This window comes from Phaeodactylibacter luteus (genome assembly GCF_007993045.1).
Lineage (GTDB): Bacteria > Bacteroidota > Bacteroidia > Chitinophagales > Saprospiraceae > Phaeodactylibacter > Phaeodactylibacter luteus.
On record NZ_VOOR01000047.1, the window covers coordinates 17,443 to 42,848 of the forward strand.

A 25,406-nucleotide genomic window follows, 5' to 3' on the forward strand; every position below is an offset into this window, starting at 1 on the left:
CAGCGGTGTTTCGCTGTGCCCTTTTTCTTAAGGCGTTGCAAATATAAGGGAGGTTGAGCTAAAAAACCAAGCCCTAAAGGATTTTTTGTCCTATAAAAAATCAAGTGCTTTTGCATCTCTTTGAAAAACAAAGGGTTTTGGCCTGAGGTTCCCCTACGGGAAAATCACAGCGGCGGGCGCGCCTGCTCGATAGCCTGCAGGAACAGGCCGAAATCGGTATAATTTTGGATAATGGCCTGCGCGCCCGCCTCCCGGAGGAAGTGAGTGTCCCCGCGGTGGCGCACCCCTACAAAATCGACCTGCAGGTTGCGGGTGGTGGCCACATCCCAAAGCGCGTCCCCGATGTAGACCACCCTGCGAGGCGGGCTGCCGTTGGCAAGGGCCGCTGCAGAGATGACCTCCTCCAAGATGGCCTCCCGGTTGGCTTTGCCGTCGCCCCCGGAAAAAAGCTCGTCTTTTATTTTGATCTCGACGTGGTCGAGCTTGATCAAGGCAGGCGCTTTCCAGCCGCCTGTGCCAACGCCCACCGTCCACCCCCGCTGTTCGAGCTGCAGTATGGCCTCCCTGGCACCGGGCACAGCGGAGAAATGGCCCGGCGCGTCCTGCCGGTTGCGCCGCAATTTATCTTGGTAGCAGCTTTGGAAGCGGAGGGTCTCCTGGGCTCCGGGCTTCCGCCCAAAGTGCTGCCCAATCACACTGTCGAATATCACCGTGTCCGTGACATGGTCGTATTGGCTCCAGTCGATGGTCGGGAAAGGGCGGCCGAAGGTCTCTTCATAGGATTGGGCAAAAGCCTTGCTGTCCTTTTTGCCGGCCGCATGTACCAGGGTGCCGTCAACATCAAAAATGATCAGGTTCATGTGGTTCGTTTCCGAGGTTTGGATGTTCAAAATCAATTTCCAGCTGAATGCCCTCGGCTTGCTGTTCTCTCTGCAGGTTGGACACGGACAGCCCCAGCAGGCGTACCCGGGGCATTTCCTCCCGGTGCTCTTCCAGCAGCTCGTAGGCCACAGCAGTGATCTCCTCAAGGCGCTTCAGCTCCCGCGCGAAGGTCTTGCTGCGGGTGATGATTTGGAAATCGGGCATCTTGGCTTTCAACGTGAGGGTGCGCCCATAGTTGTCCGATTTTTGCATGTACTTGAAAATTACGCCCGCCAGGTAGGCCAGCTTTTCCTTCATTTCGGCCGGGTCTTCGATATCTTCCCGGTAGGTGCGCTCGGCCCCGATAGATTTCCGGATGCGGTTGGGGTTCACCGGGCGGTCGTCCAATGCCCGCACGATTCGGTAGTAGTGCCGCCCTGCTTTGCCGAAGCGGCGCACGAGCTCGATCTCGCTCAGCCGCTTCAAGCCCTCTCCATTGAATATGCCCATGCGGCGCATCTTCTCCGCGGTTACTTTGCCGATGCCATGAAAGGCTTTGATCGGGAGCTGCTCCAAGAAAGCCAGGGCCTCTTCCGGGGGGATGACCTTCATCCCATCCGGTTTGTTGATGTCGCTGGCCACCTTGGCCAGGAATTTGTTGAAGGAAATGCCGGCTGAAGCGGTCAGGCCGGTCTCCTGCCGTATTTGTTGGCGTATGGCGGCGGCAATAAGGGTCGCAGATTTGGGGCCCCGCTTTGGCTGGGTCACATCGAGGTAAGCTTCATCGAGGGAGAGCGGCTCTACCAGATCGGTATAAGTGTGGAAGATGCCCCGGATTTGCTGTGAGACTTCCCGGTAGACTTCAAACCGGGATTTGACGAAGATGAGCCCTGGGCAAAGCCGTGCTGCGGTCACACTGGGCATAGCAGATTTCACCCCAAATTGCCGGGCTTCGTAGCTGGCGGAGGCCACCACCCCTCTCAGGCTGGAGCCGCCCACTGCGACAGGCTTGCCCCTCAGCTCAGGGTGGTCCCGCTGTTCAACGGACGCATAGAAGGCGTCCATGTCGATATGAATGATTTTGCGGCTGCTTTCCATCTGGCACAAAATAACAAGACCTTAGCAATGGCCGCCACTTTCTTGATGGGCAATCGGGCGACAAAACAGATTGCCGTTTTTTAGGATGGGGGCCTGCCCCTGCCCGATGGCAGGTGCCGCTATGCTGCGGGGCTCGCTATCCGCTCGGCCCCTCGCCCTACGGGCGTCGGGTCTGGCCTTCGGCCACCCCTTCGCAGCGCTAGGCCGGTGCCAGGCTAAAGCCCCTTTTAGCGCCAAGCAGGGGCTCCTGCTTTCGGGCTTTGGCTGCCTACCCGCCGGCTTCGGTGAGCCGCAGGAAGTCTTGTACGGTAGAAAGGAAAAGCGCCCGCTCCGGGCCTTCTGGCCAAAGGCTGATGAAATGGCCATCGGGGCGCTTCAGGTACCACGCCTGCCCCTGTTTTAGCCCTTCGTAGACTTGCAGCCCGGCCCTATACTCTTCCATCAGGTTGCCCTGCCTGAAGACGACCGCTGCTCCGGCTGCCGTGGTGTCCCTGAGCAGTGCGATCTGCTGAGGGCTGTCGGCCCAAGCTTTGTTGGGCAACAGGCGGAGGTAGGCCTCATCCTCCAGCCAATGATTGGCGATAGCAGGGATGAGCTGTGGCCGGCCAAGCTGCGGCCATCTGCCTGGCCGGTATACCTCAATGCGGGTGCCCGGCTCTTCATCCACGCTGTACTGCGTGCTTTTCATGTTTTTGAAATAGAGCAGGGAAGGGGCGGTGGTCCGGAATACCTGCTCGCCTGTGGCGCTGTGCTGACGGGGCGCTGGCGTGCAAGCGCTCAGAATTAGAATGGACAGGGCCATGCCCCTCAAAAAAGAATTCATATCTTTCCTCTTTGTTTGCGGTAAAACCAAGACCTGCCCCAGGGCAGCTAAAACTTCTTCCTAACAATATGCGACGATTAAGGTTTTTCCTGGCTTTGGCGGCCACTACAGCACTGACCCTCATTTGCAGCTGGCACCACCCCTTTGGCACACAGTTGCCCGCGCTGGGCGCTTTCCTCAGCCCATTCACTGGCTTTTGGCAAAATGCAGAGCCTATCGATGCCCTTGCTGACCTAGCACTGTCTTTTCCGGAGCTGGAACAGCCTGCACAGGTCGTCTTCGACGAGCGGGCGGTGCCCCACATCTTTGCTGGCAGCCGCACGGATGCCGCTTTTGTGCAGGGCTACCTGACCGCAAGGGACCGCCTTTGGCAGATGGACATATCGGTGCGCGCTACCGAAGGCCGCTTGTCTGAGGTGCTCGGCGAGGGCACGGTAGCGCGCGACCGCATGCAGCGCCGGAAAGGGCTGAGGCGGGCTGCTGAGAACGCTTTGAAGGCCTGGCAGCATTCACCGGACGAGATGGCCATCATCAATGCTTATACGGCCGGGGCCAATGCCTGGATCGGGAGTTTATCGCCTGCGGAGTACCCCGTGGAGTTCAAGCTTTTAGGCTACCGGCCGGAAGCCTGGACCCCGCTGCATACGGCCATCTTTTTCAAATCTATGGCAGAGACGCTCTGCTTCCGCCACCACGATATCCCGGCTACCAATACCCGGAAACTGCTGGGCGATGCCCTGTTCGATTATTTCTTCCCGGAGTACAACCCGGATCAATCGCCTATCATACCGGAAAGTGTAGACTGGCCGTTCGAAGCAGCGCAAGGCGCAGCGGAAGTGAGCGAGGTACAGCTATCCGGGCTGTACGAGGGCGAGCTGATGCCAATGCCTCCGCCTTTTATCGGCAGCAACAATTGGGCAGTCAGTGGGGACAAGACCGCATCGGGTAGCCCCATCCTCTGCAATGACCCCCACCTTAGCCTCACCTTGCCCTCTATCTGGTACGAGATACAGATTTCTACGCCTGAGTACGAAGCCTACGGGGTCTCTTTGCCCGGAGTGCCGGGCATTATTATCGGTTTCAACCGGGACATCGCCTGGGGGGTGACCAATGCCGGGCACGATGTGGTAGACCTTTATACTATCGAATGGGCAGACGAGCAAAAGCGGTCCTATATATTGGATGGAGCAGCCCGGGAAGCAGAGCTGGTCGAAGAGCGGATTGTGGTGGCCGGGCAGCGGGAGCCGGTCTTGGACACGGTGCGCTATACCTATTGGGGGCCGGTGGCTTACGAGTCGGGCGGGCAAGACCTGGCCATGCACTGGCTGGCTGTGGATGAGCTGCCGGAGAAGCCTTTTTATGAGCTGGGCACTTTCATGAAGTTGATGGGCGGCAAAGGGCTGGACGACTACCGGGAAGCGCTGAAGGGGTACAGCAGCCCCACACAGAATTTTGCTTTTGCCAGCCGCGAGGGCGATATCGCGATGACGGTGAACGGGCGGCTGCCCATCAAGGCCGATCAGCAGGGGCGGTTCATACAAGACGGCACCCAAACGGCTAATGGCTGGAAGGGGTATATCCCGGAGGCGCACCTGCCGCGCGTGGCCAACCCCGAGCGCGGGTTCATCAGTTCGGCCAATCAGCACTCTACGGGCCCGGATTACCCTTACTATTACAACGGCACTTTTGACGACTACCGGGGGCGCTACATCAACCGCAGGCTAGACAGCCTGCAAGGCATCACAGTAGCAGATATGAAGGCCCTGCAGCTGGACAACCACAGCCTGAAGCCGGAGGACGCCCTGCCCGTGCTCTTGGGCTTGATAGCAGGCCGGGCGGAGGAAGATCAGTGGCTCAAGGAGCTGAAAGCCTGGGACTACAGCTTTGAGCCCGATGCCCGTGCGCCGGCCCTGTTTGAGCAGTGGTTTGACCGGGCTTACGAAATGACTTTTGACGACTTCAAGACCCTGGAAGAGCAGGCCCCGGTTTTGTACCCTGAGGCTTGGCGGTTTATCGAGCTGATGGAGGAAGTGCCGGAGCATATCTTCTTCGACCGGGTAGAGACGGTGCAGCGCGAGCGGGCAGCCGATGTGGTGCTCGCGGCGTGGGAGGAAGTCGTGGCGGGCTACGAAGGGCAGAGCTGGTCCGACTACAAGGCTACGGGCATCAGCCACTTGGGGCGCATACCGGCATTTTCCCGTACGGGGCTTGGCGTGGGCGGGTATTATGATGCCCCGAATGCCATTCAGAAGGGCTTTGGGCCTTCCTGGCGGATGGTCGTGGCCCTGGGCGAAGCGCCTGAAGCCTACGGGGTGTTCCCCGGCGGGCCGTCTGGCAACCCGGGCAGCCCCTTTTATGCCCCGGACGTGGACAAGTGGGCCGCGGGGGAGTACAATACCCTGCACCTGATGGACGGGCCGGGCGACAAGGCGGTCTCCCCGCTGTACCAAATGACTTTCCAACCTGAAAAAGACTAATGATGAAAGATACAATTTCTGCGGCCCTGGCGGTATTGGTAGGCGGAGCGGTGGTACAGGGCCTGCTGGCCTGGTGGAGCCTGCCGGTAGGCGCAGCCCTGATCGCACTGCTGTTCGGGTTCCGCCCCAAAGGGGCGCTGCTGGGCGGCTTTTTGGGCGGTTTCCTGCTGTGGGCAGGCTATGCTGCCGTCTTGAACGCGAACAACGACGGCCTATTGAGCAGTCAGATCGGGGTGTTGCTGGGCGGCCTGGGCAGTACAGCCCTGGTGGCGGCGACCGGCCTGTTCGGAGGCTTGTTTGCAGGCTTGGGCGCATGGGCCGGGAGCCTGGCAAGGGCCGGCGCTTCTTCCGAGGCTTAGAGATGTTGGGGTTTTGGCCTTCTAGTGATCTGTCAAGGCTAAAATTAGGGGTTGCCTGCGGCGGCTTTTGAGGCTACTCTTCGTTGGACAACCCCTTACATAGCGCTGCTATGCGCGGGAACATCCGCCTTGATTAGCCTCAAAATCCGCTCCCACTCAACCCATAAATTAACACTTGACAAACCGCTAGCTTAGCGGGACAGGCCGGTTACTAAAGTCCCAATACGCTCCTAGTGCCTCAAGCCATAAATCCTTGCCACCCCAAGTTTCGTTCTTTTCCGCCTACTCTTCGTTAAAGAACCGCTCCTTTAGCTCGGGCTAAAGTCGCGAACCTTCGCCTTGATTAGCCGGAAAATAACTTCAACTTAAGTATCAGAGATTTATGACTTAAGACACTAGTTGCTGTTCATCGAAAAAAGTGGCAAGTGGGTTTATGAAAGCGCACCTTGCCGGCAAAATTGGAATATGGACCGCTACAAGTATGAAAAAGCCCGCAAAAGGGTAGACGAGAAGAAGGCCTTTTATCAGAATCTGGGCGCTTACCTTATGGTCATCCCCTTTTTGTTCCTGCTCAATATTTTTACGGGCACAGGGCATTTCTGGTTTATCTACCCGGCATTGGGCTGGGGGATGGGCCTGTTGGGGCATTACTTTAAGGCTTTTGGCTACCCGGGCATGAAGGGGGAGGAGCCGGAGTGGGAGCAGCGCGAAATGGACAAAGAGCTGCGCCGGCTGAATGCAGGCCGCCGCCCCGAAGCGGAAGAAGATTATCTGGAGCTGAGGGACTATGAGCGGCAGCCGCAAAAGGGCAGGAAGTGGCAGGACGACGATCTGGTATAGCGGACAGGCTACGTGACGTGCCGGACTCTACATTTACCATTTTCGTCCAATTTCACAAATGCTAGCGCAGGCAGCAAAAGGCGAAATTGGCGAAGCCTGGCTTTTGCTGCCTGCGCGGGTTTTTCAATCTCCATTTTCCAATCGAAGATTTTTACCGGCATGACATGTAGCTATTGTTGCGGGAAGTATTTATTTTACTTCATTTTTAATCCAATTCTCTATTTTAATACCTGATATTCTACTTAAGTGCTTCTCATTATTTGTAACCATTATCATGTCGAAATGAACTGCTGTAGCACCTATCAAAAGGTCAAAATCGTGAATAAGATTACCTTCTCTTCTAAGCTTTGCTTTTTCTTTGCCAAAGAAATCCAAGCATTCAAATATTGGGACTATTTGAAATAATTTTTCCGTCTTTATTACTTCCTCTTTATGTTTTTCTATACGATCACTGTAATAAGCTCCATAAGTTAATTCTCCAATTGTAATTTCTGATACATGACAATTATCAAATCCTACTTTTTCTGTTTTCTCGAGCAAATTGTTCTTTCCTTTTAGAAAGGCTATACAGATATCTGTATCTAATAAATATTGAGCCATTTTATCAGTCTAAGTTGATTTCTCTATCAGAAGTCGTTCGTGATGAATAAATTAATTCAGTTATGTCATCATCCATATCTGCCCAAGCACCAAATAATTCGCGTGATAACTCTTTCTTATCAGGTTCCCTATCTCCAGAGTATCCACTCTTTATACTATCTGCCAGCCTTGATAAAAGCTCTATTTTTAGTTCTAAAGACATTAACTCAAAGAGCTTCACGTACTTCGAAATCATCAAATTCTCCATAGCTTTAGCTTTTCTTTTTCCTGTTGAACAAAAATAAGAACTTCAAAGTTCCGAATCCAGTCTATTAGTAAAACCCTTCAAAAAACAATCATAATTAACTGATTTTCAGATGTTAACAAAATGCTATTCAATTGTCTTTTTCTATGATTAGGTTTGATCGTAGGCCAAAAATTTCTTAAGCCTTGAATCCCTTCTACTTTCTTTAACAGTCGTCTTCCTTTGTCCTATTCATTGTATGCAGTGTGTGATTTTCATTTATTTCCCATAACTTGCAGCTAAGCGCATGTTTGGGGCTCATCCCTTAACCCTTGACACCCCAAGTTTTGTTCTTTTCCGCCTACTCTGATGTTCCCCCAAAAATTAGGACAGCCATTTTTTGATTAGGCAAGATCTGAAAACCGGAGTTTGGCCAAGCCCCGCTTTTGATGCACAAAAGCGGGAAGGATTTTCGGGGCGAAGTATAAGCAGAAAAGTGTCCCGCTAGCTTAGCGGGACAGACCGGTTACTAAAGCCCCAACACGCTCTTGAGCCGAAGCGGCTCTCCGCCAAGGCCAGGCGGGTGTGAACCTTTTGTTTTAACGAAGAAGCTGCTCCAAAGAAGCGGTAGCGCGGCAGTGATGTGGAGGGGTGTGAAGCCGCTCCCCGTGGGGCGGCCGAGCGGCAGCGAGCCCCGCAACGTAACGCCCTGCTGACTGAGCCACGCCCTGGCGGCAGGGGCCGCCCTCTCCCTAACGGAGTGCCGTGCGGCCATCAGAGCCTGTTTGTTCAGGGCATAGGCTCAAAAGGGGAAGACTTCGCCGGCCATGGCCATAGCCTGGCTGAAGGTGTGGCGGTCGACGCCGGTATCGGCCCCGATTTCGTGAAAATACCTTACCATATTTTCGGTGGGCATATTGCCGGTCAGGTCATCTTTGGCCATGGGGCACCCGCCGTAGCCTTTGATGGCCCCATCGAACCTGCGGCAGCCATGTTGGTAGGCGGTGGCTATTTTTTCTTCCCATTTGTTGGGCACGGTATGGAAGTGGGCCCCGAACTCGGTCTGCGGGTAGTGTGGGGTGAGGTAGCTGAAGAGGTAAGCGATGCTCTCGGGGCTGGCGACGCCTATGGTATCGGAGAGCTGCAGGATATTGATGCCCATGCTGATGAGGCGGTCGGCCCATTTTTGGACGATCTCGACGTTCCAGGGGTCGCCGTAGGGGTTGCCGAAGCCCATGGAGATGTAGACGACGAGGGCTTTGCCGGAAGCGAGGCAGATGTCCTGTATCTGCTGAACGCGGGCGATGGATTCTTCTATGGTGGCGTTGGTATTGCGCAGTTGGAAGGTTTCGGAGATGGAGAAGGGGTAACCGAGGTAGCTGATCTCCTCAAATTGTGCGGCATCCTGTGCGCCCCTGCGGTTGGCGACGATGGCGAGCAGGCGGGTGGAGGAGGCCGAGAGGTCCAATTGGGAGAGGACATCGGCGGTGTCCCGCATTTGGGGGATGGCTTTGGGGGAGACGAAGCTGCCGAAGTCGAGGGTATCAAAGCCCGCTTGCAACAGGAGGTTGAGGTATCGGGCTTTGGTGGCAGTGGGGATGAAGGTTTTGATGCCTTGCATGGCATCCCTTGGGCATTCTATCAGTTTGACCATGAATGAGTTGGTTAGGGCAGTGATTGTGCAAAAGGCAGCGGGCAGCGCCTGCCCGAGCGGAAGGATTGGGGAGGCCCAGTGCGTCCACTCGGGGATATTTTGTGTTGGTGGCAGTCAAACCCGCCAACCGTTCCTTAGCTTTGCTGTTAACATATACGCTCTACGGGCAGAATGAGTGATTTTTGACTTTTTCTTTACGCACCCTTGGCGTTAAAAATGCTCGCCGGCCTTACCGTGGGCCTTTTCCCCACGCTTTGTGTAGGCTAGGCCTGAGCTTTTTGCCTTGCAGGGCACAACAATAAAGCCGTCAAAATTTCACCTCTCGCGACCGAGGGGGTATAACGTCTCAAAAATAATCCGTCCGGGCTTTTCCGGGCCGATGAACTGCAAACAGCGCTTTTATATGTTCAAGAACAAAGCACTCTTCACTTTGGTTGGTTTTCTGCTGACGGGCATGGGTTTTTCTGCTGTCGTCCTGAGCTTGGTGGGCGCGCGGCTCACCTTTTTGCGTTGGATTGATGGTTTTGGTGCTTTGCCTGCCTTTGTCATCAAGCTGCTGATGATCATCGTCGGCATTGTGATCATATACCTTTCCCGCAGCGATTTTTCAGGAGAAGAGGAGCCGGTCTGATGGGGCGCCGCCCATCATTTTGGCCCGGCCAGCTGCGGGTAATTCTGTTTGAACTTATCCTGTACGACTTCCTGCACGGTACGCCCTTCGATTTTGGCCTCTAGCCAGGAGATGATATCGAGGTAAAGGAAAGGGCGGCGCTCGTAGGGGTCCTGTTCGTGTTTGAGCAGGCGGTTGCGGAGGTTGACGAACTCCTCCTTGAGGTCATTCTCCATGATGCGGGGCACGCGGCGGATGAATCGGAAGATCTCCTGTTGGACGGCGTGCAGCTCTTCCATTTTGGAAAGGAACCGGTAGACGGACTTGACCTGGTACTCCACGAGTTGGGCATTGCCTAGCTCGTAATGAGCGATGAGGTTGAGGATGCGGGAGAAGCACTGAATGTCGGCCCGGTAATCGGGGTTTTTCTGGTTGATGATGAGGTTGAGGTAATCGATGGCGGTATCGTTGTCGCCACTGCCAAAGTATAGGCAGGCGATCCGGTAATAAAAGACCATGAGCCGGTGGTTGTCCCAGTTGTAGCGGTCCTCTTCGATGTCCTCCATCAACCCGGGGACGAGCCTGAGCCCTTCGGAGAAGGTGCCTTGCATGAAGTGTTTTTTGATGGCGTGGATGTAGAAGTAGAGGTGGTAGAGGCCTTCTATATTTTTGCTCTGGCCGAGGTCGTACACCTCTTTGAACCGGACGAGCTGGCTGAGCACGCTATCGAATTTTTGGTATTGGAGGGTATTGAAGAGGGAGTTGAGCAGGTTGTGGACCCCTTTGAGGTAAAAAGCGGGGTACATGGCTATAGGGCTGGGCTCGAGGCTGAACAGGTCGACCCACTTTTGGGCATAGCGGTAGCACAGGGCGAACTCCTGAGTCATGTGGTAGTACCATACATGGGCCTGGCAGAAGTAGAGCTGCCCGAAGAAGTCGAGCTCGAGGTAATCCCCTTTGGGCAGGTTGGCCTGGAAGAATTCGCGCACGAAGAAGTAGTCTTTTTCATTGCGCACATAGCCGACCTTGAGGTAGAGGCCATAGAGCTGTAGGGAGAGGTTGGAGAACTGATTGGTCTTTTCGAGCATGGTGCTCAGCCTCATGGATTCTTGGGTAAGGGCATCGGCCCGCCCGGCGATGCTGCGGGTAATGTATTGCCCTTCGATGAGCTTTTCGAAATCTACAATTTCCATGGCCAGGGTGAACAGCCGGGCCTGGTAAGCCCGCTCTTTGGCTTTGTCGAGCATATCGAGCGACTGCCGGTAGAGGCCTTTGTCGTAGAGGACGCGGGCGTAGTCTACCATTTCGCGCAGCTGTATGTCCTCGTTGTGGTTGGCATTGAGCAGGCGCAAGCTGACGAGCAGCTGTTTGTAGAGGTGGGCTTTGAGGTTGGAGAGCTGCCGTTTTTTGATGTCGGGGATTTTTTTGAGGATGAGCTCTTCATCATAAGATTTGTGCTTGTCGAGGAAGTCGAACAGCTTTAAGAAGAGGATGTCATCAGAGGCTTGGTTGCGGCGCACGAACAAGCGGAAGTGCCGTTTCTCAGCTCGGGTAAGCGACTTCACGAGGTTTAGCAAATCATCAGTCTTCTGCTTAGGCATTGTAAATCTTTCTTTTGTAAGATGCTGTAGGATAGTCTGTTGCAGCGTGTGGAGGTTCTCTGCAAACTTGTATTAGCTTTTGAATCTGGTTTTATCAGCCGGGGGGCAGCCCGTTATCTTTGAAAGAATAGCAGCCGGTGGTTAAAGCGTGCTGAGCCAAGTGGAAATAGGGAGAATGCCAGTAGGCGCAGCACCAAATATAGCAACCGGCGGGTAAAAACTGTTAACCGGGCTGCATTTTCCCACCATGCCTTGTGGCCGGCGGCTGCTGAGGTCAGTTTTTTCTGGCCGGTATGCGCAAGCACACGAGCTTGTTGGGGCTACAGCGCAAGTTGGGAGCCGGCCCCTTTGACCGGATCAGTGCTTTATGGACCTAGCCCCTCACTGAATTTTTATTTAGCCCGCTAAACTCAAATTTAGTGGCTGCGCAAGGATCATAAGCCCTGGCCTGCCAATTGTGGCCGCGGAGCAGGCAGGCAGCCCGGTTTGTTGCGGCGCTGCCCCGGGCATCTTTCCCGCTTTTGCAGCGGGAAGGCGGGGCTCGGGCCAAACTCCGGTTGCCGGCAACCTTAAAAAAATTTATTCAGAAGCCCTAGTTAATGGCTGCGCTCCTTTTTTTCAGCAGCTGTTCCAATACGCTTGTATCCAAATAAATTTGATTATGACTGACAACCAGGTGTTCATTTTCGATACGACGCTCCGAGACGGGGAGCAGGTGCCCGGCTGCAAATTGAACATGGACCAAAAGGTAGAGATCGCCCGGCAGTTGGAGCGCTTGGGGGTGGACATCATAGAAGCTGGCTTCCCCGTTTCCAGCCCCGGCGATTTCAAGGCGGTGCAAGCCGTCTGCCAGGCCGTGACCGACCCCGTTGTCTGCGGGCTGTCGCGGGCTGTTGAGAACGACATCAAGGTAGCAGGGGAGGCCCTCCGTTTTGCCAAGCGCGGGCGCATCCACACGGGCATCGGCACTTCCGATTCCCACATCCGGTACAAACTGCGCAGCGATCAGGCTACCATCCTCGAGCGGGCGGTGGCCGCAGTCAAATACGCCCGCACTTTCGTAGAGGATGTGGAGTTCTACGCTGAGGATGCCGGGCGGACCGACAACGAGTTCCTGGCCCGCGTGCTGGAAGCGGTGATCAAAGCAGGGGCTACGGTCCTCAATATACCGGATACTACCGGCTATTGCATGCCGGAGGAGTACGGGGCTAAGATCCGCTACCTGCGCGAAAATGTGACGGGCATACACAAGGCCGTCCTTTCTACGCACTGCCACAACGACCTTGGGCTCGCTACCGCTAACTCTATCGCCGGCGTACTGAACGGCGCCCGCCAAATCGAATGCACCATCAATGGCATAGGGGAACGTGCCGGCAACACTTCTTTGGAAGAGACGGTCATGATCCTCCGGCAGCGCCCGGACCTTGGCCTGGATACCCGCATCAATACCAAGCTGATCTACGAAACGAGCCGTATGGTGAGCGACCGCATGGGCATGCCGGTACAGCCCAACAAAGCGATCGTGGGGGCCAATGCTTTTGCCCATTCTTCTGGCATACATCAGGATGGCGTCATCAAGCGGCGGGATACCTACGAGATCATCAACCCGCTCGACGTTGGCGTTGACCACTCCAAGATCGTCCTTACCGCGCGTTCGGGCCGGGCAGCTATTGCTTACCGTTCCAAGAACATTGGCTACAATCTGACCAAGGACGAGCTCGACCTGGTCTACGCCCGCTTCCTCGAAGTGGCCGATGCCAAGAAAGAAGTGGAGGACGGCGACCTGAACACCATCATTTTGGCCACCACCACCCGCACCGCGCCCGCGGTCTAAATCATTGGCAGGCAATTATGGGAAAGACATTATTCGATAAGATATGGGACAGCCACCTCGTCACCCAAGTAGGAGACGATACGCAGGTGCTGTACATCGACCGCCACTTCATACACGAGGTGACGAGCCCTCAGGCTTTTGCCGGGCTCGAGCAGCGCGGCATCCCCGTTTTCCGTACACAGCAGACGATTGCAACCGCTGACCACAATGTGCCGACCCGCAATCAGCACTTGCCGATACAGGAGGAGCTCTCCCGTTTTCAGGTAGACAAGCTGACGGAGAACTGCGGCAAGTTTGGCGTAGAGCTGTACGGGCTGGGGCACGAGTACCAGGGCATTGTGCATGTCATTGGGCCGGAGCTGGGCATCACACAGCCGGGCATGACCATCGTTTGCGGCGACAGCCACACCTCTACCCACGGGGCTTTCGGCTGTATCGCTTTTGGCATTGGCACGAGTCAGGTAGAGCAGACGCTCGCTACGCAGTGCGTGCTGCAGCGCAAGCCCAAGCGGATGCGGATCAATGTAGACGGGGAGCTGCAGGCGGGCGTCACCGCCAAGGACATCATCCTCTACATCATCTCCAAGCTGACCGCGAGCGGCGGCACGGGCCATTTTGTGGAGTACGCGGGCTCTGCCATCCGCAGCCTGAGCATGGAAGGGCGGATGACGATCTGCAATATGAGCATAGAGATGGGCGCTCGTGGCGGCATGATCGCCCCGGACCAAACGACTGTCGACTACATCAGGGGGCGCAAGTTTGCTCCCAAGGGGGCTGCATTTGAGGCCGCTGCGGCGCAGTGGGCAACGCTCTACTCGGATGAGGACGCGGTGTTTGACCAAGAGCACCACTTTAGGGCGGAGGACATAGAGCCGATGGTCACCTTTGGGACCAACCCTGGCATGGGCATCGGCATCAGTCAGCAGGTGCCCGAGGCGAACGGGAATACGACCTTCCGGAAATCCCTGCAGTACATGGGCCTGCAGGAAGGGCAGTTGATGAAGGGGCAGAAGATCAACCACGTGTTCATAGGCAGCTGTACGAACTCCCGCATAGAAGACCTGCGGGCTGTGGCTGCGTTTGTGGCGGGCAGGAAAAAAGCCCCGCATGTGCAGGTGATGGTGGTGCCCGGTTCGAAGCAGGTAGAAAAGCAGGCAGTGGAAGAGGGGCTCGACCGGGTATTCCGAGAGGCGGGCTTTGATTTCCGGGAGCCGGGCTGTTCGGCCTGCTTGGGGATGAACGAAGACAAGGTGCCGGCAGGGGAGTACTGTGTATCTACCTCCAACCGGAATTTTGAGGGCCGGCAAGGGCCGGGCGCGCGCACTATCCTGGCCAGCCCGCTGATGGCTGCCGCCACGGCTATTTATGGAGAGCTGGTAGACGTACGAGAGGCCCTCCGGACACAAGCCAACTAACGCAACTATGGAACCATTCAAGCAGCTCAATAGCACAGCGGTCCCCCTGCCTATAGAGGAGGTGGATACCGATCAGATCATCCCTGCCCGCTTTTTGAAAGCGACGACCCGGGAAGGGTTTGGGGACAACCTCTTCCGCGACTGGCGCTACCACAGTGACGGCAGCCCTAAAGAAGGCTTCGTTTTGAACAGCCCGGTGTACAAGGGGCAGATACTGGTAGCCGGGAGCAACTTCGGCTGCGGGTCTAGCCGGGAGCATGCGGCCTGGGCACTGTACGACTATGGCTTCCGGGCGGTAGTCTCGAGTTTTTTTGCAGACATCTTCCGGGGCAATGCCCTGAACAACGGCTTGTTGCCGGTGCAGGTGAGCCCGGGGTTCCTAGACGAGGTGTTGCAGGCTATAGAGCAAGACCCCGCAGCGGAGTTCCGCATAGACTTGGAGCAGCAGCAGTTTATCATCGTGGGCACGGGGGCTGCGGCCAGTTTTGAAATTGATGCCTACAAGAAGCATTGCCTGCTCAATGGGCTGGACGACATCGACTACCTGTTGAGCATACGCGATAAGATTGAAGATTTTGAGCGCAAGCGGCAGGCTGCTTTGCCCACTGCGCACTAGCCGGCTGGAGTTTTGGCGGGGGGCGAAGGGGGCTTAAGCCAAAGTGCCGCAAGCCTTAGCCTGGCATCAGCCTAGCGCTGCGAAGGGGTGGCCGAAGGCCAGACCCGACGCCCGTAGGGCGAGGGGCCGAGCGGACAGCGAGCCCCACAGCATAGCGGCACCTGCCATCGGGCAGGGGCAGGCCCCTATCCTAAAAAAGAAAATCTGGGTGGTGCCCGACAAAGGCATGCTATTTGTCCGCTTTCTCAATAAGAAGATCAGTCCGCTCCGGGAGGAGCGCCAAACCATCTCAAATCGTAAAAATGATGAACACACAGCCGACTACCCCAAAACACAAGATCGCGGTCCTGCCAGGAGATGGCATCGGGCCGGAGGTGACCGAGCAGGCCATAAAAGTGATGGACGCCGTAGGCGAGCGCTTCGACACCGTTTTTGAGTATTGCCATGCAGACGTTGGGGCGATAGCCATCGACCGTCATGGCGACCCTTTGCCAGAGGAGACCGTGGAGGCCTGCCTGAACGCCGATGCCGTCTTTTTTGGCGCTATAGGCCACCCCAAATACGACAATGACCCTTCTGCAAAGGTAAGGCCAGAGCAGGGGCTGCTCCGATTGCGCAAAGCGCTGGGGCTGTACGCCAATATCCGCCCGGTGAAGACCTACGACAAGGTGCTCCACCTGTCGCCTTTGCGGGAAGACCGGGTGAAAGGGACCGACCTGGTCATTTTCCGGGAGCTGACGAGCGGCATTTACTTTGGCGAGAAAGGCACTGCAGCGGACGGGCAGTCTGCCTTCGACACCTGCAGCTATCAGGTAGAAGAGATAGGGCGCATCACCCACCTCGCTTTTCAGCAGGCCATGCTCCGCCGCAAGAAAGTCACTTTGGTAGACAAGGCCAACGTTTTGGAGACTTCCCGCTTATGGCGCAAGGCTGTCAAGGAAATAGCCCCGCAGTACCCTGAAGTCGCCCTTGATTTCATGTTTGTGGACAATGCCGCGATGCAGCTCATACAGTACCCGACGCAGTTCGACGTCATCCTGACCAACAATATGTTTGGGGACATCCTCTCGGACGAAGCGAGCGTGCTGACGGGCTCTATGGGCCTGTTGCCTTCGGCCTCGGTAGGGCTGCACACCTCTATGTACGAGCCCATCCACGGTTCTTACCCACAGGCAGCGGGTCAGGACATTGCGAACCCCATGGCGGCTATTTTGTCTGCAGCCATGCTGGTAGAGTCGCTTGGGCTGCACGAAGCGGCCAATGCCATCCGTGTATCGGTGCAGTATGTGCTCGAAAAGGGCATTGGGACGCCAGAACTGAAGCCGGGCATGGTCTACGGCTGCAGTCAGCTTGGCGACTTGATCGCCCACCTTGTGGCAGAGCCCGAAGATGAGATTTTGGTGCGCGAAGAGAAGATCAGTCAGCGGCTTTCCACGATCATCTAGGAGGGGAGCAGGCCATAGCAACGAGTTAACGATTTGAGATTTCCCGGAGGAGCCTCGCTATTGGGTGGGGCTCCTCTTTTATCGGGCCTTCCCGGGGCAGATGCCTACTATTGGGAAGGGGGTGGGCCCTTGCAAGAGATCAGAGTAGATGAAGAAGGGCGCTATGTGCTCCACAATTTTTTGGGTTGCAGCATAAAGCTCAACCGCTGTGCTGCGCCCGTCCGGGCCCCTCCCCAAACGTCAGGCACTATCAGTAGGGTTTGTATACCGCCGAAGGGAAGTTGTTGTGGCAGGCTTCCGAGTCGGCTTTGCAGGGGCGCCCTTTGCCGGTGGCCTCAGAGCGTATTTTTGGAAAGCTGCTCTGGACTGCACAAGCCTGCAAGGCATTCCATTTAGCCGGGAGGCAAGCGGTAAGCTGATTGTGGGCGATTTAAAAAAAAAACAAGCTTGCGCATTGTCAATTAATTTAAAATTTACGTTATTTGCTTTAAGCAATTAAAATGCTTGCTTTAAGTTTCTATTCAAGCATAAAACACCTAAAACACCCCAATGAAACGCGCTTTAATTTTAATTCCATTCCTTTGCATAGGCATGTCCCCACTTCTAGCAACCCCTCTCGCAGAGATAGTTGAAGTAAGGGCGAGTTGCGGTTCAGAAGGTGGCTCAATCAGAGCAGAGCTAACTGGAAACCCTCAATTTTCCAGCTTTTACTGGGAACATGGAGCTGATTCTCTGTATTTAACAGGGTTGCCAGCCGGCACGTACACACTTCACGTTCTTGATTTTTTTGGTTGCGAAGAGGTATACAGTGCAGAAATAGTAGAGCTAAACAAAGTTGATGTTGAAATATCTAAAGTCCATATCCCAGGAAAGTGCCTTTTTCTTGTAGATGTAATTCCCATACATTTTTTTACCGCTGAAGCAATTGATACTATATTTTTCACTATAGAGTGGGAGGATGATAGCGATGCAGGTTTTCAAAGAGAAATCCAGCAGCTCTCTTATGGTTATTCTTACAATTTTACAATTAAAGGTTTAGGGGGTGATGGAGAGATTTGCGTATACATATTGAACTCAGTATTTATACCTGGAACAACTAGGGCCTGTGGTGTTTCAATTCCTAAACCACGTCGGGACAGGGTCATTGTGAATGAGGTACATGGGGAAGGCAATGTTCAAGTACAATTTATTGAGCTCCTAGTTGTTGGCGATGGGCAATGCGGAGGTGTGTTTGATTTAAGGGGTCATATTGTAGATGATAACAACGGCTATCTGATAAAGCCTGCGAGTATGATAGGCGATGCGAATAAGCATTTGATTGGGATTGATAACGGTTTCATTATCTTTAAGTTGGATGATAATTGGAAAGAAGTTCCAAATGGCAGCCTCATAGTAATATATGATGATACACCAGGTTTGAGCCGGGGGGGGATACCTCCTGACGATCCGGAAGATTCGAACGGGGATGCAGTATATATTTTGCCAGCTAACCATCAAGGCTTCCTGATAAGACAGGAAGGTCAATGGGATAATGTGAAAAGAGAAGTGAAATATACAGTAGGGGCACTAGATACAGCTTCTTGGAAGCCCTTGGAAGTAAGCCCTTCTGCAGATGGGATACAAGTAAGGACACCACAAGGAGGGCTTAGTCATGGGATAAGTTTCGGGCAGAGCTCTTATTCCTTGCCTGATAGTCTGTTTGAGGTACACTTAGAAAGCAAAGACCCTAGGCAAGGGCACTTCATGTTTGTTGGGAACAACCCGTGGGATCCATTACATTTTAAATCACAACAAGGAGCCATTGGTATGGACAGCCCCGGTGCTCCCAACTCAGTACAAAACGATTCAATTATCACATCCTTGAAGGACTGTAGCAGCAATTTATCTTTTAGAGATGTGGGAGATAAGCCTGAGTATGACGAACCCGAAAGAGACGGCACAAGCAATACGCTACTTGCGTATCCTAGCCCATTTCTTGATCATATCTCGATAAGATTAGAATCCAAACAAAGTGGGCTAGGGGAAGCCGCGATATATCATGCGGGTTCGGCACTCGTTTACAAAAGACAGATTGTGTGCAAGGCCGGCAGAAACGAACAGCAGTTGGAGGGCCTTCCTAACTTTCCGTCTGGAATGTACTATCTGCGATTCAGGTTCCCCGATGGCACTGAAAAGCAGCAGAAAATTGTCCGGGCACACTAAAGGTATAGGCTTGAGACAGTGAGGACAACACCTAACTTTAAACGATCGAAACACCCTAAGTCCATGTTCCGTATATTTACTTCCCTCTGTGCATTAGCTTCATTGATAGTAATTTGCAGCCCTAAATTGATCGGGCAGAGCAATTGCGATAGCATAATGAGCAATCTTCAGGATCCACTAGTTGAGCCTGCAAGCCCTGCCCTTTTAGACCTTTGCTGTGCATTCGAAAGCAACTTGCCACGGGTGTGCTATGATTTATCAGGTTTTACCTGTAGTTCAACTCCATTATTTAGTGGCATAACGCTCCCCCAAGGCTTTGTTGGTGCAGCTGTATCTTTTTCAGGGCTTGATGAGCTTGCGGGAGAGATGAACACAATTTGCATAAACAATGGTGTCCCCATATTTTTTGAGGCGGACCTGTCGGCAAACACAATATGTGCCCTAGGCCTGGACTCGCTTACCGCTTACAGTTTTGGTGATTTACAGTTGAATTGCAGGAGCCGCAAAGACCAGTTTCCGCCATCAGTATCGGGAGTGCCTTGCCCTTATGAAGGCTTGACCATAGGAGATGTTTTAGCAGGTGGAGATGGCATCCCCGATTCTTTGTTTGCAGGCTCTCCAAGCGCAGTGGCGCTCTCTGACTTGGAGGCGCTTGGGGGCGAACCTGGGTCACCTATCCCATCTGGCACCTCGATTTCTCAAATGGCCTCATTCCTGGCCTTGATATTAGAGTCAGGCAGTTATCTGTGCGAAGACAATGAGATGAGCAACTTGAATTGCATGATGAATGATTTTCTTGGCAATGACAGCATGCCGCTCGATTCTCTATTCACTATGGTTACAAGTCCTGAGCTAGGATTAGAAGATGTCCCGGAGAATGCAACTTTTGAGGATTTTGAGGCTGAGTTCCTTGCTGGGATGAATGAGATAGTCAATTCGCCTGGAGGGTTAGCAGGCTTAGTCAACAACTTATTGGGCACTGGTTTCTCGACGGAAGATTGCTCTGAAGGCTTTGGGTTGCTCCCTCTGACAGGAGATAGGAAAACACACGGGCAAAGGTCGCAGAGCGAAGCCCCAAGCACTGCTGTAGATTCTGATTTTTTTGAAGATTATCTGCCAGGGCTAGGGCAAGAAGGTGCAGCTATTTCTACCCCATCGCCAACAGCTTTAGCATTGATTAGCCAGATCAAGTCAGGCGTAGATTTATATAATGGAAATCAGAGCACGTCTATTCCATTGTATAGCATCAATGCAAACGACCTTTCTGTCCCGATCAGTCTGAGCAATGTTGGGAATGGGCTGAAAATAAATGATATGGGCTCGTTAGCCGGGCAAGGCTGGAAACTTAATGCGGGCAGTATGATAACCCGTATCGTGAATGGGCTGCCAGATGAATTCGATGGGGTTGTGCATGGTGCGGGGGTAGGCAAATCAAACGCTATGCAGCTGCGGGTAAATTATGTTTCTGCCTTAGGGGCACAGCTGAGCTTTCCTGGTGTAAACAGCATCCCATGTATTTCGATAAATCAAGTACATCATGGATTTGTAGCTGGACAAGAAGAAGGGCTCCCTATAGGAGAAGGGCTATCGCCTTTAGGAGGTGGAAACGGTGAATTGGTGCCTGTGGAGCTAGATATTTCATGGTCACCGCTTCAGCCCAATAGAATCCGATTTATCATTGCAATACCAGTATTCAAATTCTGGGGCATTACCGTATACGTCACGCTTGCTGCAGATATAGCCTTACAGCTTGAGCAAAGGCTTTCTTCAATAGTATATGAAGAGGATGGACTTGGGTACCTTTATACGGATAGTGGGGCATTGATGCAGAGCTTTGGCGGCTTGCCTAGCATGCCAGAAAACGGATCCTTTCTTGAGGGGATGAGCACCGCAGATAAAATTAAAGTCCTCCAATCGATTCATGCTGGGAGGAACCTTGACGATCTTCGGTTTTTGAACGACTACTTCACAGGCTTTGAAGTTTGGATGGAGGCTTTTCTCGAGCTCTTAGAAGATGATTATGTCCCAACCTACAAGAGCAAAAAATTAGACGTTGAGCCTGACGAGTTTTATTTTGAAGCAGGAGGCTATAGTGGGACATTTGTACTCAGTAAAGATGGGCAGGCCGCTCATATTACACCTTATACCCCTGGCTTGTCTGTTGAGAGTATAGAAATATCCGACGGTCATTTGTCTTCCTTTAAGATCCGGGTCCCGGATGGTCATTTATATGTTTTTGGGAGCAATAGCTTCTACGGTGTAGATTTTACAGAGAACACAGCTTACTATCTTCCTAACTTTTATACCTACCCTGAAGCTTCAGGGGGTTTTCTTGGCACTGCTTTTGGGCAGGCAGAGCTTGATGTAGCAGAAGTTTATGATTACCCAACTATCGGCCGGCCTAAGATCAAGTACTTTGGGAATACCTATGACCGGAATTATAAGATCATGGAGCGCCCGCGCTATGCATCTACTTGGCACCTGATCAGAATTGAATCCAGCCTGACACAAGAAGAGGTTTCTTTTGAGTACGAGAAAAGGGAGGGTCTAACTTATTTTTCTGACAAAAGCTATAATCATTCGTTCCCTAATTTTGGAGTACAGCCCGACCGGTTGACCACTAAGCTCAATACTGGGCTCAACCCGCTACAAGATGGCATACAGGGCAGATGGGTCAACGGAAGGGCAGAGTTCGCTCTTAATGCTGTAGAAACGAAATTAGACCGTTGGCATTTAGTCCAGATCAATACAGGCAGAGGGGAGCGGGCACGTTTCTCTTATGAGCAAGCAAGGGGGGAACTGGCATATGATTCGCTGTGTACACATATCTATATTGAAAGAGAGACAGGGGCGGATTATAAGCTGTTCAAAGGCTGGGAGCTTGTTTATGAGCTGCCAGAAGGGCCAGAGATTGTTTTCGACTGTGGACCTGTGCCAGATTCACTTCCTACAGGCCCGGTTATCCGTGCAACAAATGAGACGGAGTTCGGGACAGGTGAAATGTACGAGATGAATTGGTATGATTTCCATACCTATTTGAATTTTACTTTCAGGATAGGTTGTTTCGGCATAGGGACTCAGCTGCCGATTGGCTGGGCTTTGAGGAAGCATAATTGGGGCTATAGGGAGAAAATGTCTGATTTTGGGTCAATTATGGAAATAAAAGCCTTTCCAGACCCTTTTGATGTGGAGAAGTTCAAGTACGAGGCTGCGGTCGATAGTGCTGTATATGTAGCTGAGAACCGTAGGACATTCCTGAGGAAGATCAATGGCATCGACCGTGAAGGCCAAGCCTATGACCTGATTACAGATATAGCGTATTATGAGCCATCTGGAAGTGAAGGCTTGGGGAGCATACCTAAACGTTTCTCAGTAATGCAGGACGAGTATGGTTTCTTCAATGATAACAGCGCTTCAGGCTCTCCTTTGCCGCCTATATCTTATGAAGCCTTGGTTGGGGAGCAAAACGTATCATCAGATACAGATGGCATATGCGCCCATTTCCCCTTTTTCAATACAAAGTTTTTTAGCGCTGGACGGTGTGGTGTCAATAACACTCACAAAGGGCAGTCAAAAGAAGCTGATCTGGCTTTTGTCAGGGCTGGCGCATTGAAGCAGATTACTTACGCTACCGGAGCAGAGGTGGCGTTCGAATATGAGCTGAATGAATTCCCGGAGGGAGCTAAGGGCGCAGGCTTACGGGTTTCGACATTGACCGAGGCGCCTGGAGATACCCCCGCCAAAATTACTAAGTATGAGTATGAGGAGCCTGCTTTCAACAACTTGCCGGTCAGGGTTTTCCATAACAAGCAAGATGTTTACTTAGTAAATTCATTTAATATAAATGGGCCTTTGTCTGTAGCCCTTGATTTCTACCTGGAAAGCAAGGTTACTTCAACTTCTAGTGCTCAGAATAAATTGTTCCCTAATGGAAATGGCGTTATCGGTTATCATAAGGTAGTAGAAAAATGGGATGGCAACGGTGCGGTTGAACATTATTTCTCGACTCCAGCTAACTATGGCCAGCATCTGTACTTTCAAGGAGTAGACATCAATGCTACAGATGCAGTAAATACACATTATTATTACAGGAATAATTGGGCGTTGTCAGATGTGCTTGATATTGTCAATGTGCTTAACCCTAATGGATTTCAGGAGAACCCTATAAGCCAGTACTTGGATTTTCCGCCAGCTCTATCAATACCATCTCCTCTTCATCGTTCTGGTATAGCATTTGGCAAAGAATACAAAACGCTGGTTAAGGATGAGGCGGGAAGTGTCGTCAAGGAAGAGCTGACAGACTATGAGGTAGGCGAGTATAAAGGCAGAGAAAGCACTGCGGGCAATATTGTGAAATCTCATTCAGCGATGGTGCAATACAATCATCATGGCAGCTTCTCTGAAAGGTATTACCATAGGTTAGTCACGCAGTTTTTGCCCTTTAATTTTTCTGCTATAGACGGGCTGCTTGGGCAACTGGTTGATTTAATGTTAAATATCAGTAAACCGCATCCATTTAAATACGTGTCCCGGCATTATTATACCGTACAGTATGGTCTAGAGGATTATTACATCAGATTAAGGAGTACACAGGAGAATAATTACCCATCGGGAGGAGGAGAGAACAGTATATATACAACGTTCTTTTATGTAGGAGCGCCCGACGAGGTGACTACTTTGGAGCGCATCAACAAATCCTATTCAGACAATATTCAGACAAGCGAAGTCTATAGGTACTCGTTTGGGCAAAATTTGAATGTTCCTGGTTTCAACTATTTTGATCAAAGCCTTATATCCTTCCTTAATGGTATTGATTACCACCGACCGCTTTTTAGCAGAAAAACAGTACGTACTGGGAGCAGTGGCACTTTTTATCCTGTCGAGCAGTCTTTTACCGTTCAGCAGGTAGTGAATGGCAAAGTGGTGCCAAAGGCGCACTATGCTCTTCAGAATGGGGACATACGCCTCAGGGGCTATTTTGAGGATTTTGATAGCGATGGCTTGCCGAAGCGCTATTTCCAAGCTAAGTATGGTGCTGATTTGGGCGGTGGCGCTAATAGCTTCTTTGACGAAATAGAAGTGTCTTGGAATGAAAGGAGGCAGCTTTTGCAAAAGAGCTACATCGGGTTCACCTTTACCAATCATTTTAATGATTTTGGGGAGTACACGGGCAGTACGGACCATAATGGTGTATCTTCCGCTTATTCGTATGATGATCGCGGGCGCTTGAAGAATGCCATCGCATACAACAATAGGCAGGTTACATCATTCAGTTACACGATAGGGCCTGGGCAAAATAGAGTAACTGCCAAAACATCTTTCGGCGATAGTACTCCGGATCAGATTACGATAGAAGAAACGGACGGTTTCGGAAAACTAAAACAAAAAGTCCGTGCTAGTGACGGATCTATCTTAGAAGCCCATACCTATGATGCTTATTGGAGGCCTGTCAAATCCAGGGCGATCGGCACGGGCGAAGTGATCAATGAATATGAGCCGTCACCTTCCGGACAGATACTGAAACAGACAGATGCAGAGGATAATGTTTATGAATGGTCGTATAGCGCGGGCGGCTCTGCTTACTTTTGGGAGGTGAACACTACCGACCCTAACGGGCATTCAGTGGCTGAGCGGAAAAATGGGCTTGGGCTCCTGCTCAGCAGCAGACAAGTAGATTTAAATGCTTCCACAAGTTATGAATATGATAATCAGTTAAGGTTAAAGCGTATTTTTAACCCTATAGGGGAAGTGTTTGAGTATGAGTATAATGACATGGGGCTCTTGAAATCAAAAAAAGTCCCAGGAAAAAATAAAGATGAGTTTTGGTACGATGAGAAATACCGCCTAGTGGCATCAAAAGATGGTAAAGGGCAGGTGATCCTCTATCGATACGATGACTATGACAGGCCCAAAGCTTCTTATCTTTACTCCTCTGCGCCCTTAAATTTGGGCATAGATGGCTTTCAGCCCTATCCGGCGCTTCAGGCGCATTTCCAGCCCTCTGCATTACTATCTTCGCAGGAGTATGTGAACACTTCAAGCACTTATCTAGCTGCTCAGCAGGAAAGGATATTTGATCCGCTTGAGCCAGTAGTGCAGTATGCAGATTTTACCTTTCTTGAGGTAGATGACTTAGGCCGCCCTACTCATACTATTGAGGGCTACCCGCATGCTGAGGTTGAGGTCTTTTCGGGGTACAATGACGCTATGCTATTGCAAACTTCAAAAAGGGTCATTGAACAAGGGGGCAATATTTTTAGGGTGTCGGATAGTTTTGAATTTGACAGCGCGCTGCGCCAAAGCTCACACGAGGTTTCTACAAATACGATGGGCACGAACACATACAAGGTGTCAGAGTATTCTTACAACAGTGAGGATCATCTTAAAGTGAAGCTGCTCGGGCAACAGTCAGATGGCAAATTTTTACAACAGGTAGATTATTATCACGATGGGATTGGGCGGGTCGTAGCGATCAACTCCGTAGGCAGTCATGAATGTAGGGAAGAGGAGGAAGCGTTTTGCGATTTAAGCGGCACTTTTGAAGTAAGCTTTAAGACACAGCATTGCCTGCAGTTATTTGCAACCCAGAGCGGGAATACCCTTGTCCCATTGTTGGAATATATCAGTTTCGATGGCAGCCCTGAAGGGTGGTCTGCCGAAATCAGAACACTCGTAGAAGGGGTATTGATCAATAATGGGGCAGAAGGGGAAGTGTTGGTCTCTACATCTTTGGCGGAAGCCGGTATTT

17 protein-coding genes are annotated in these 25,406 nt (G+C 52.3%); 10 read left to right on the forward strand and 7 right to left on the reverse strand.

What is annotated here, in order from left to right:
• Positions 1-164 precede the first annotated feature (164 nt).
• From FRY97_RS17660 to FRY97_RS22455, 3 genes are all read right to left on the reverse strand, one after another.
• On the reverse strand, positions 165-860 hold the full coding sequence (locus FRY97_RS17660) for an HAD family hydrolase (RefSeq protein WP_147168892.1): 696 nt from the start codon (positions 858-860) through the stop codon (positions 165-167).
• Positions 841-1,959, reverse strand: coding sequence for a DNA polymerase IV (gene dinB / locus FRY97_RS17665; RefSeq protein ID WP_147168893.1), 1,119 nt, complete (start codon positions 1,957-1,959; stop codon positions 841-843). The genes FRY97_RS17660 and dinB overlap by 20 nt, the downstream gene beginning before the upstream one ends.
• Before the next feature lie 268 nt (positions 1,960-2,227).
• On the reverse strand, positions 2,228-2,782 hold the full coding sequence (locus tag FRY97_RS22455) for a hypothetical protein (protein WP_170254721.1): 555 nt from the start codon (positions 2,780-2,782) through the stop codon (positions 2,228-2,230).
• 68 nt (positions 2,783-2,850) lie between these two features.
• On the opposite strand from FRY97_RS22455, the gene FRY97_RS17675 reads away from it, so the two are divergent.
• The 3 genes from FRY97_RS17675 to FRY97_RS17685 all read left to right on the forward strand — a co-directional run bounded on the left by FRY97_RS17675 (position 2,851) and on the right by FRY97_RS17685 (position 6,458).
• A complete protein-coding gene (locus tag FRY97_RS17675; RefSeq protein WP_147168895.1) occupies positions 2,851-5,259 on the forward strand; it encodes a penicillin acylase family protein in 2,409 nt (802 codons plus the stop codon).
• Positions 5,259-5,618: a hypothetical protein gene (locus FRY97_RS17680; RefSeq protein ID WP_147168896.1), complete on the forward strand. Its 360-nt coding sequence runs from the start codon at positions 5,259-5,261 to the stop codon at positions 5,616-5,618. The genes FRY97_RS17675 and FRY97_RS17680 overlap by 1 nt, the downstream gene beginning before the upstream one ends.
• Before the next feature lie 465 nt (positions 5,619-6,083).
• Positions 6,084-6,458: a 2TM domain-containing protein gene (locus tag FRY97_RS17685; RefSeq protein WP_147168897.1), complete on the forward strand. Its 375-nt coding sequence runs from the start codon at positions 6,084-6,086 to the stop codon at positions 6,456-6,458.
• A gap of 189 nt (positions 6,459-6,647) precedes the next feature.
• Here FRY97_RS17685 and FRY97_RS17690 read toward each other — a convergent pair whose 3' ends face one another.
• The 3 genes from FRY97_RS17690 to FRY97_RS17700 form a co-directional block, all read right to left on the reverse strand.
• A complete protein-coding gene (locus FRY97_RS17690) occupies positions 6,648-7,058 on the reverse strand; it encodes a type II toxin-antitoxin system VapC family toxin (RefSeq protein ID WP_147168898.1) in 411 nt (136 codons plus the stop codon).
• A 4-nt stretch (positions 7,059-7,062) separates the two neighbouring features.
• The gene (locus FRY97_RS17695) at positions 7,063-7,305 is read right to left on the reverse strand and encodes a hypothetical protein (RefSeq protein ID WP_044230115.1); all 243 of its coding nucleotides are present in this window, start codon (positions 7,303-7,305) and stop codon (positions 7,063-7,065) included.
• A 778-nt stretch (positions 7,306-8,083) separates the two neighbouring features.
• The gene (locus tag FRY97_RS17700) at positions 8,084-8,935 is read right to left on the reverse strand and encodes a hydroxymethylglutaryl-CoA lyase (protein WP_147168899.1); all 852 of its coding nucleotides are present in this window, start codon (positions 8,933-8,935) and stop codon (positions 8,084-8,086) included.
• Positions 8,936-9,338: 403 nt separating this feature from the next.
• Here FRY97_RS17700 and FRY97_RS17705 point away from each other — a divergent pair, with 403 nt between their 5' ends.
• Complete coding sequence (locus FRY97_RS17705; protein WP_147168900.1) at positions 9,339-9,566, forward strand: hypothetical protein; 228 nt, start codon at positions 9,339-9,341, stop codon at positions 9,564-9,566.
• Between the two features lie 14 nt (positions 9,567-9,580).
• Here the strand turns inward: FRY97_RS17705 and FRY97_RS17710 are convergent, their stop codons facing one another.
• Positions 9,581-11,146, reverse strand: a complete 1,566-nt coding sequence (locus FRY97_RS17710; protein WP_147168901.1) for a hypothetical protein — start codon at positions 11,144-11,146, stop codon at positions 9,581-9,583.
• Positions 11,147-11,807: 661 nt separating this feature from the next.
• Here FRY97_RS17710 and FRY97_RS17715 point away from each other — a divergent pair.
• The 6 genes from FRY97_RS17715 to FRY97_RS17740 form a co-directional block, all read left to right on the forward strand.
• Positions 11,808-12,980: a 2-isopropylmalate synthase gene (locus FRY97_RS17715; protein ID WP_147168902.1), complete on the forward strand. Its 1,173-nt coding sequence runs from the start codon at positions 11,808-11,810 to the stop codon at positions 12,978-12,980.
• Positions 12,981-12,997: 17 nt separating this feature from the next.
• On the forward strand, positions 12,998-14,395 hold the full coding sequence (gene leuC, locus FRY97_RS17720) for a 3-isopropylmalate dehydratase large subunit (RefSeq protein WP_147168903.1): 1,398 nt from the start codon (positions 12,998-13,000) through the stop codon (positions 14,393-14,395).
• Positions 14,396-14,402: 7 nt separating this feature from the next.
• Complete coding sequence (gene leuD / locus FRY97_RS17725) at positions 14,403-15,011, forward strand: 3-isopropylmalate dehydratase small subunit (RefSeq protein WP_147168904.1); 609 nt, start codon at positions 14,403-14,405, stop codon at positions 15,009-15,011.
• A 302-nt stretch (positions 15,012-15,313) separates the two neighbouring features.
• Complete coding sequence (gene leuB, locus FRY97_RS17730) at positions 15,314-16,456, forward strand: 3-isopropylmalate dehydrogenase (RefSeq protein WP_246141809.1); 1,143 nt, start codon at positions 15,314-15,316, stop codon at positions 16,454-16,456.
• Between the two features lie 549 nt (positions 16,457-17,005).
• Positions 17,006-18,658: a hypothetical protein gene (locus tag FRY97_RS17735; protein WP_147168905.1), complete on the forward strand. Its 1,653-nt coding sequence runs from the start codon at positions 17,006-17,008 to the stop codon at positions 18,656-18,658.
• A 156-nt stretch (positions 18,659-18,814) separates the two neighbouring features.
• Positions 18,815-25,406: RHS repeat domain-containing protein (locus FRY97_RS17740; RefSeq protein ID WP_147168906.1), on the forward strand; the 6,592-nt coding region annotated here is incomplete at its 3' end.

Bases quoted from the DNA above. Each gene is read 5' to 3' on its own strand.
- FRY97_RS17700 (WP_147168899.1), bottom strand. From the start codon at position 8,935: ATGGTCAAACTGATAGAATGCCCAAGGGATGCCATGCAAGGCATCAAA.
- leuC (WP_147168903.1), top strand. From the start codon at position 12,998: ATGGGAAAGACATTATTCGATAAGATATGGGACAGCCACCTCGTCACC.
- FRY97_RS22455 (WP_170254721.1), bottom strand. From the start codon at position 2,782: ATGAATTCTTTTTTGAGGGGCATGGCCCTGTCCATTCTAATTCTGAGC.
- dinB (WP_147168893.1), bottom strand. From the start codon at position 1,959: ATGGAAAGCAGCCGCAAAATCATTCATATCGACATGGACGCCTTCTAT.
- FRY97_RS17705 (WP_147168900.1), top strand. From the start codon at position 9,339: ATGTTCAAGAACAAAGCACTCTTCACTTTGGTTGGTTTTCTGCTGACG.
- leuD (WP_147168904.1), top strand. From the start codon at position 14,403: ATGGAACCATTCAAGCAGCTCAATAGCACAGCGGTCCCCCTGCCTATA.
- FRY97_RS17680 (WP_147168896.1), top strand. From the start codon at position 5,259: ATGATGAAAGATACAATTTCTGCGGCCCTGGCGGTATTGGTAGGCGGA.
- FRY97_RS17675 (WP_147168895.1), top strand. From the start codon at position 2,851: ATGCGACGATTAAGGTTTTTCCTGGCTTTGGCGGCCACTACAGCACTG.
- FRY97_RS17685 (WP_147168897.1), top strand. From the start codon at position 6,084: ATGGACCGCTACAAGTATGAAAAAGCCCGCAAAAGGGTAGACGAGAAG.
- FRY97_RS17710 (WP_147168901.1), bottom strand. From the start codon at position 11,146: ATGCCTAAGCAGAAGACTGATGATTTGCTAAACCTCGTGAAGTCGCTT.
- FRY97_RS17695 (WP_044230115.1), bottom strand. From the start codon at position 7,305: ATGGAGAATTTGATGATTTCGAAGTACGTGAAGCTCTTTGAGTTAATG.
- leuB (WP_246141809.1), top strand. From the start codon at position 15,314: ATGATGAACACACAGCCGACTACCCCAAAACACAAGATCGCGGTCCTG.
- FRY97_RS17715 (WP_147168902.1), top strand. From the start codon at position 11,808: ATGACTGACAACCAGGTGTTCATTTTCGATACGACGCTCCGAGACGGG.
- FRY97_RS17735 (WP_147168905.1), top strand. From the start codon at position 17,006: ATGAAACGCGCTTTAATTTTAATTCCATTCCTTTGCATAGGCATGTCC.
- FRY97_RS17690 (WP_147168898.1), bottom strand. From the start codon at position 7,058: ATGGCTCAATATTTATTAGATACAGATATCTGTATAGCCTTTCTAAAA.
- FRY97_RS17660 (WP_147168892.1), bottom strand. From the start codon at position 860: ATGAACCTGATCATTTTTGATGTTGACGGCACCCTGGTACATGCGGCC.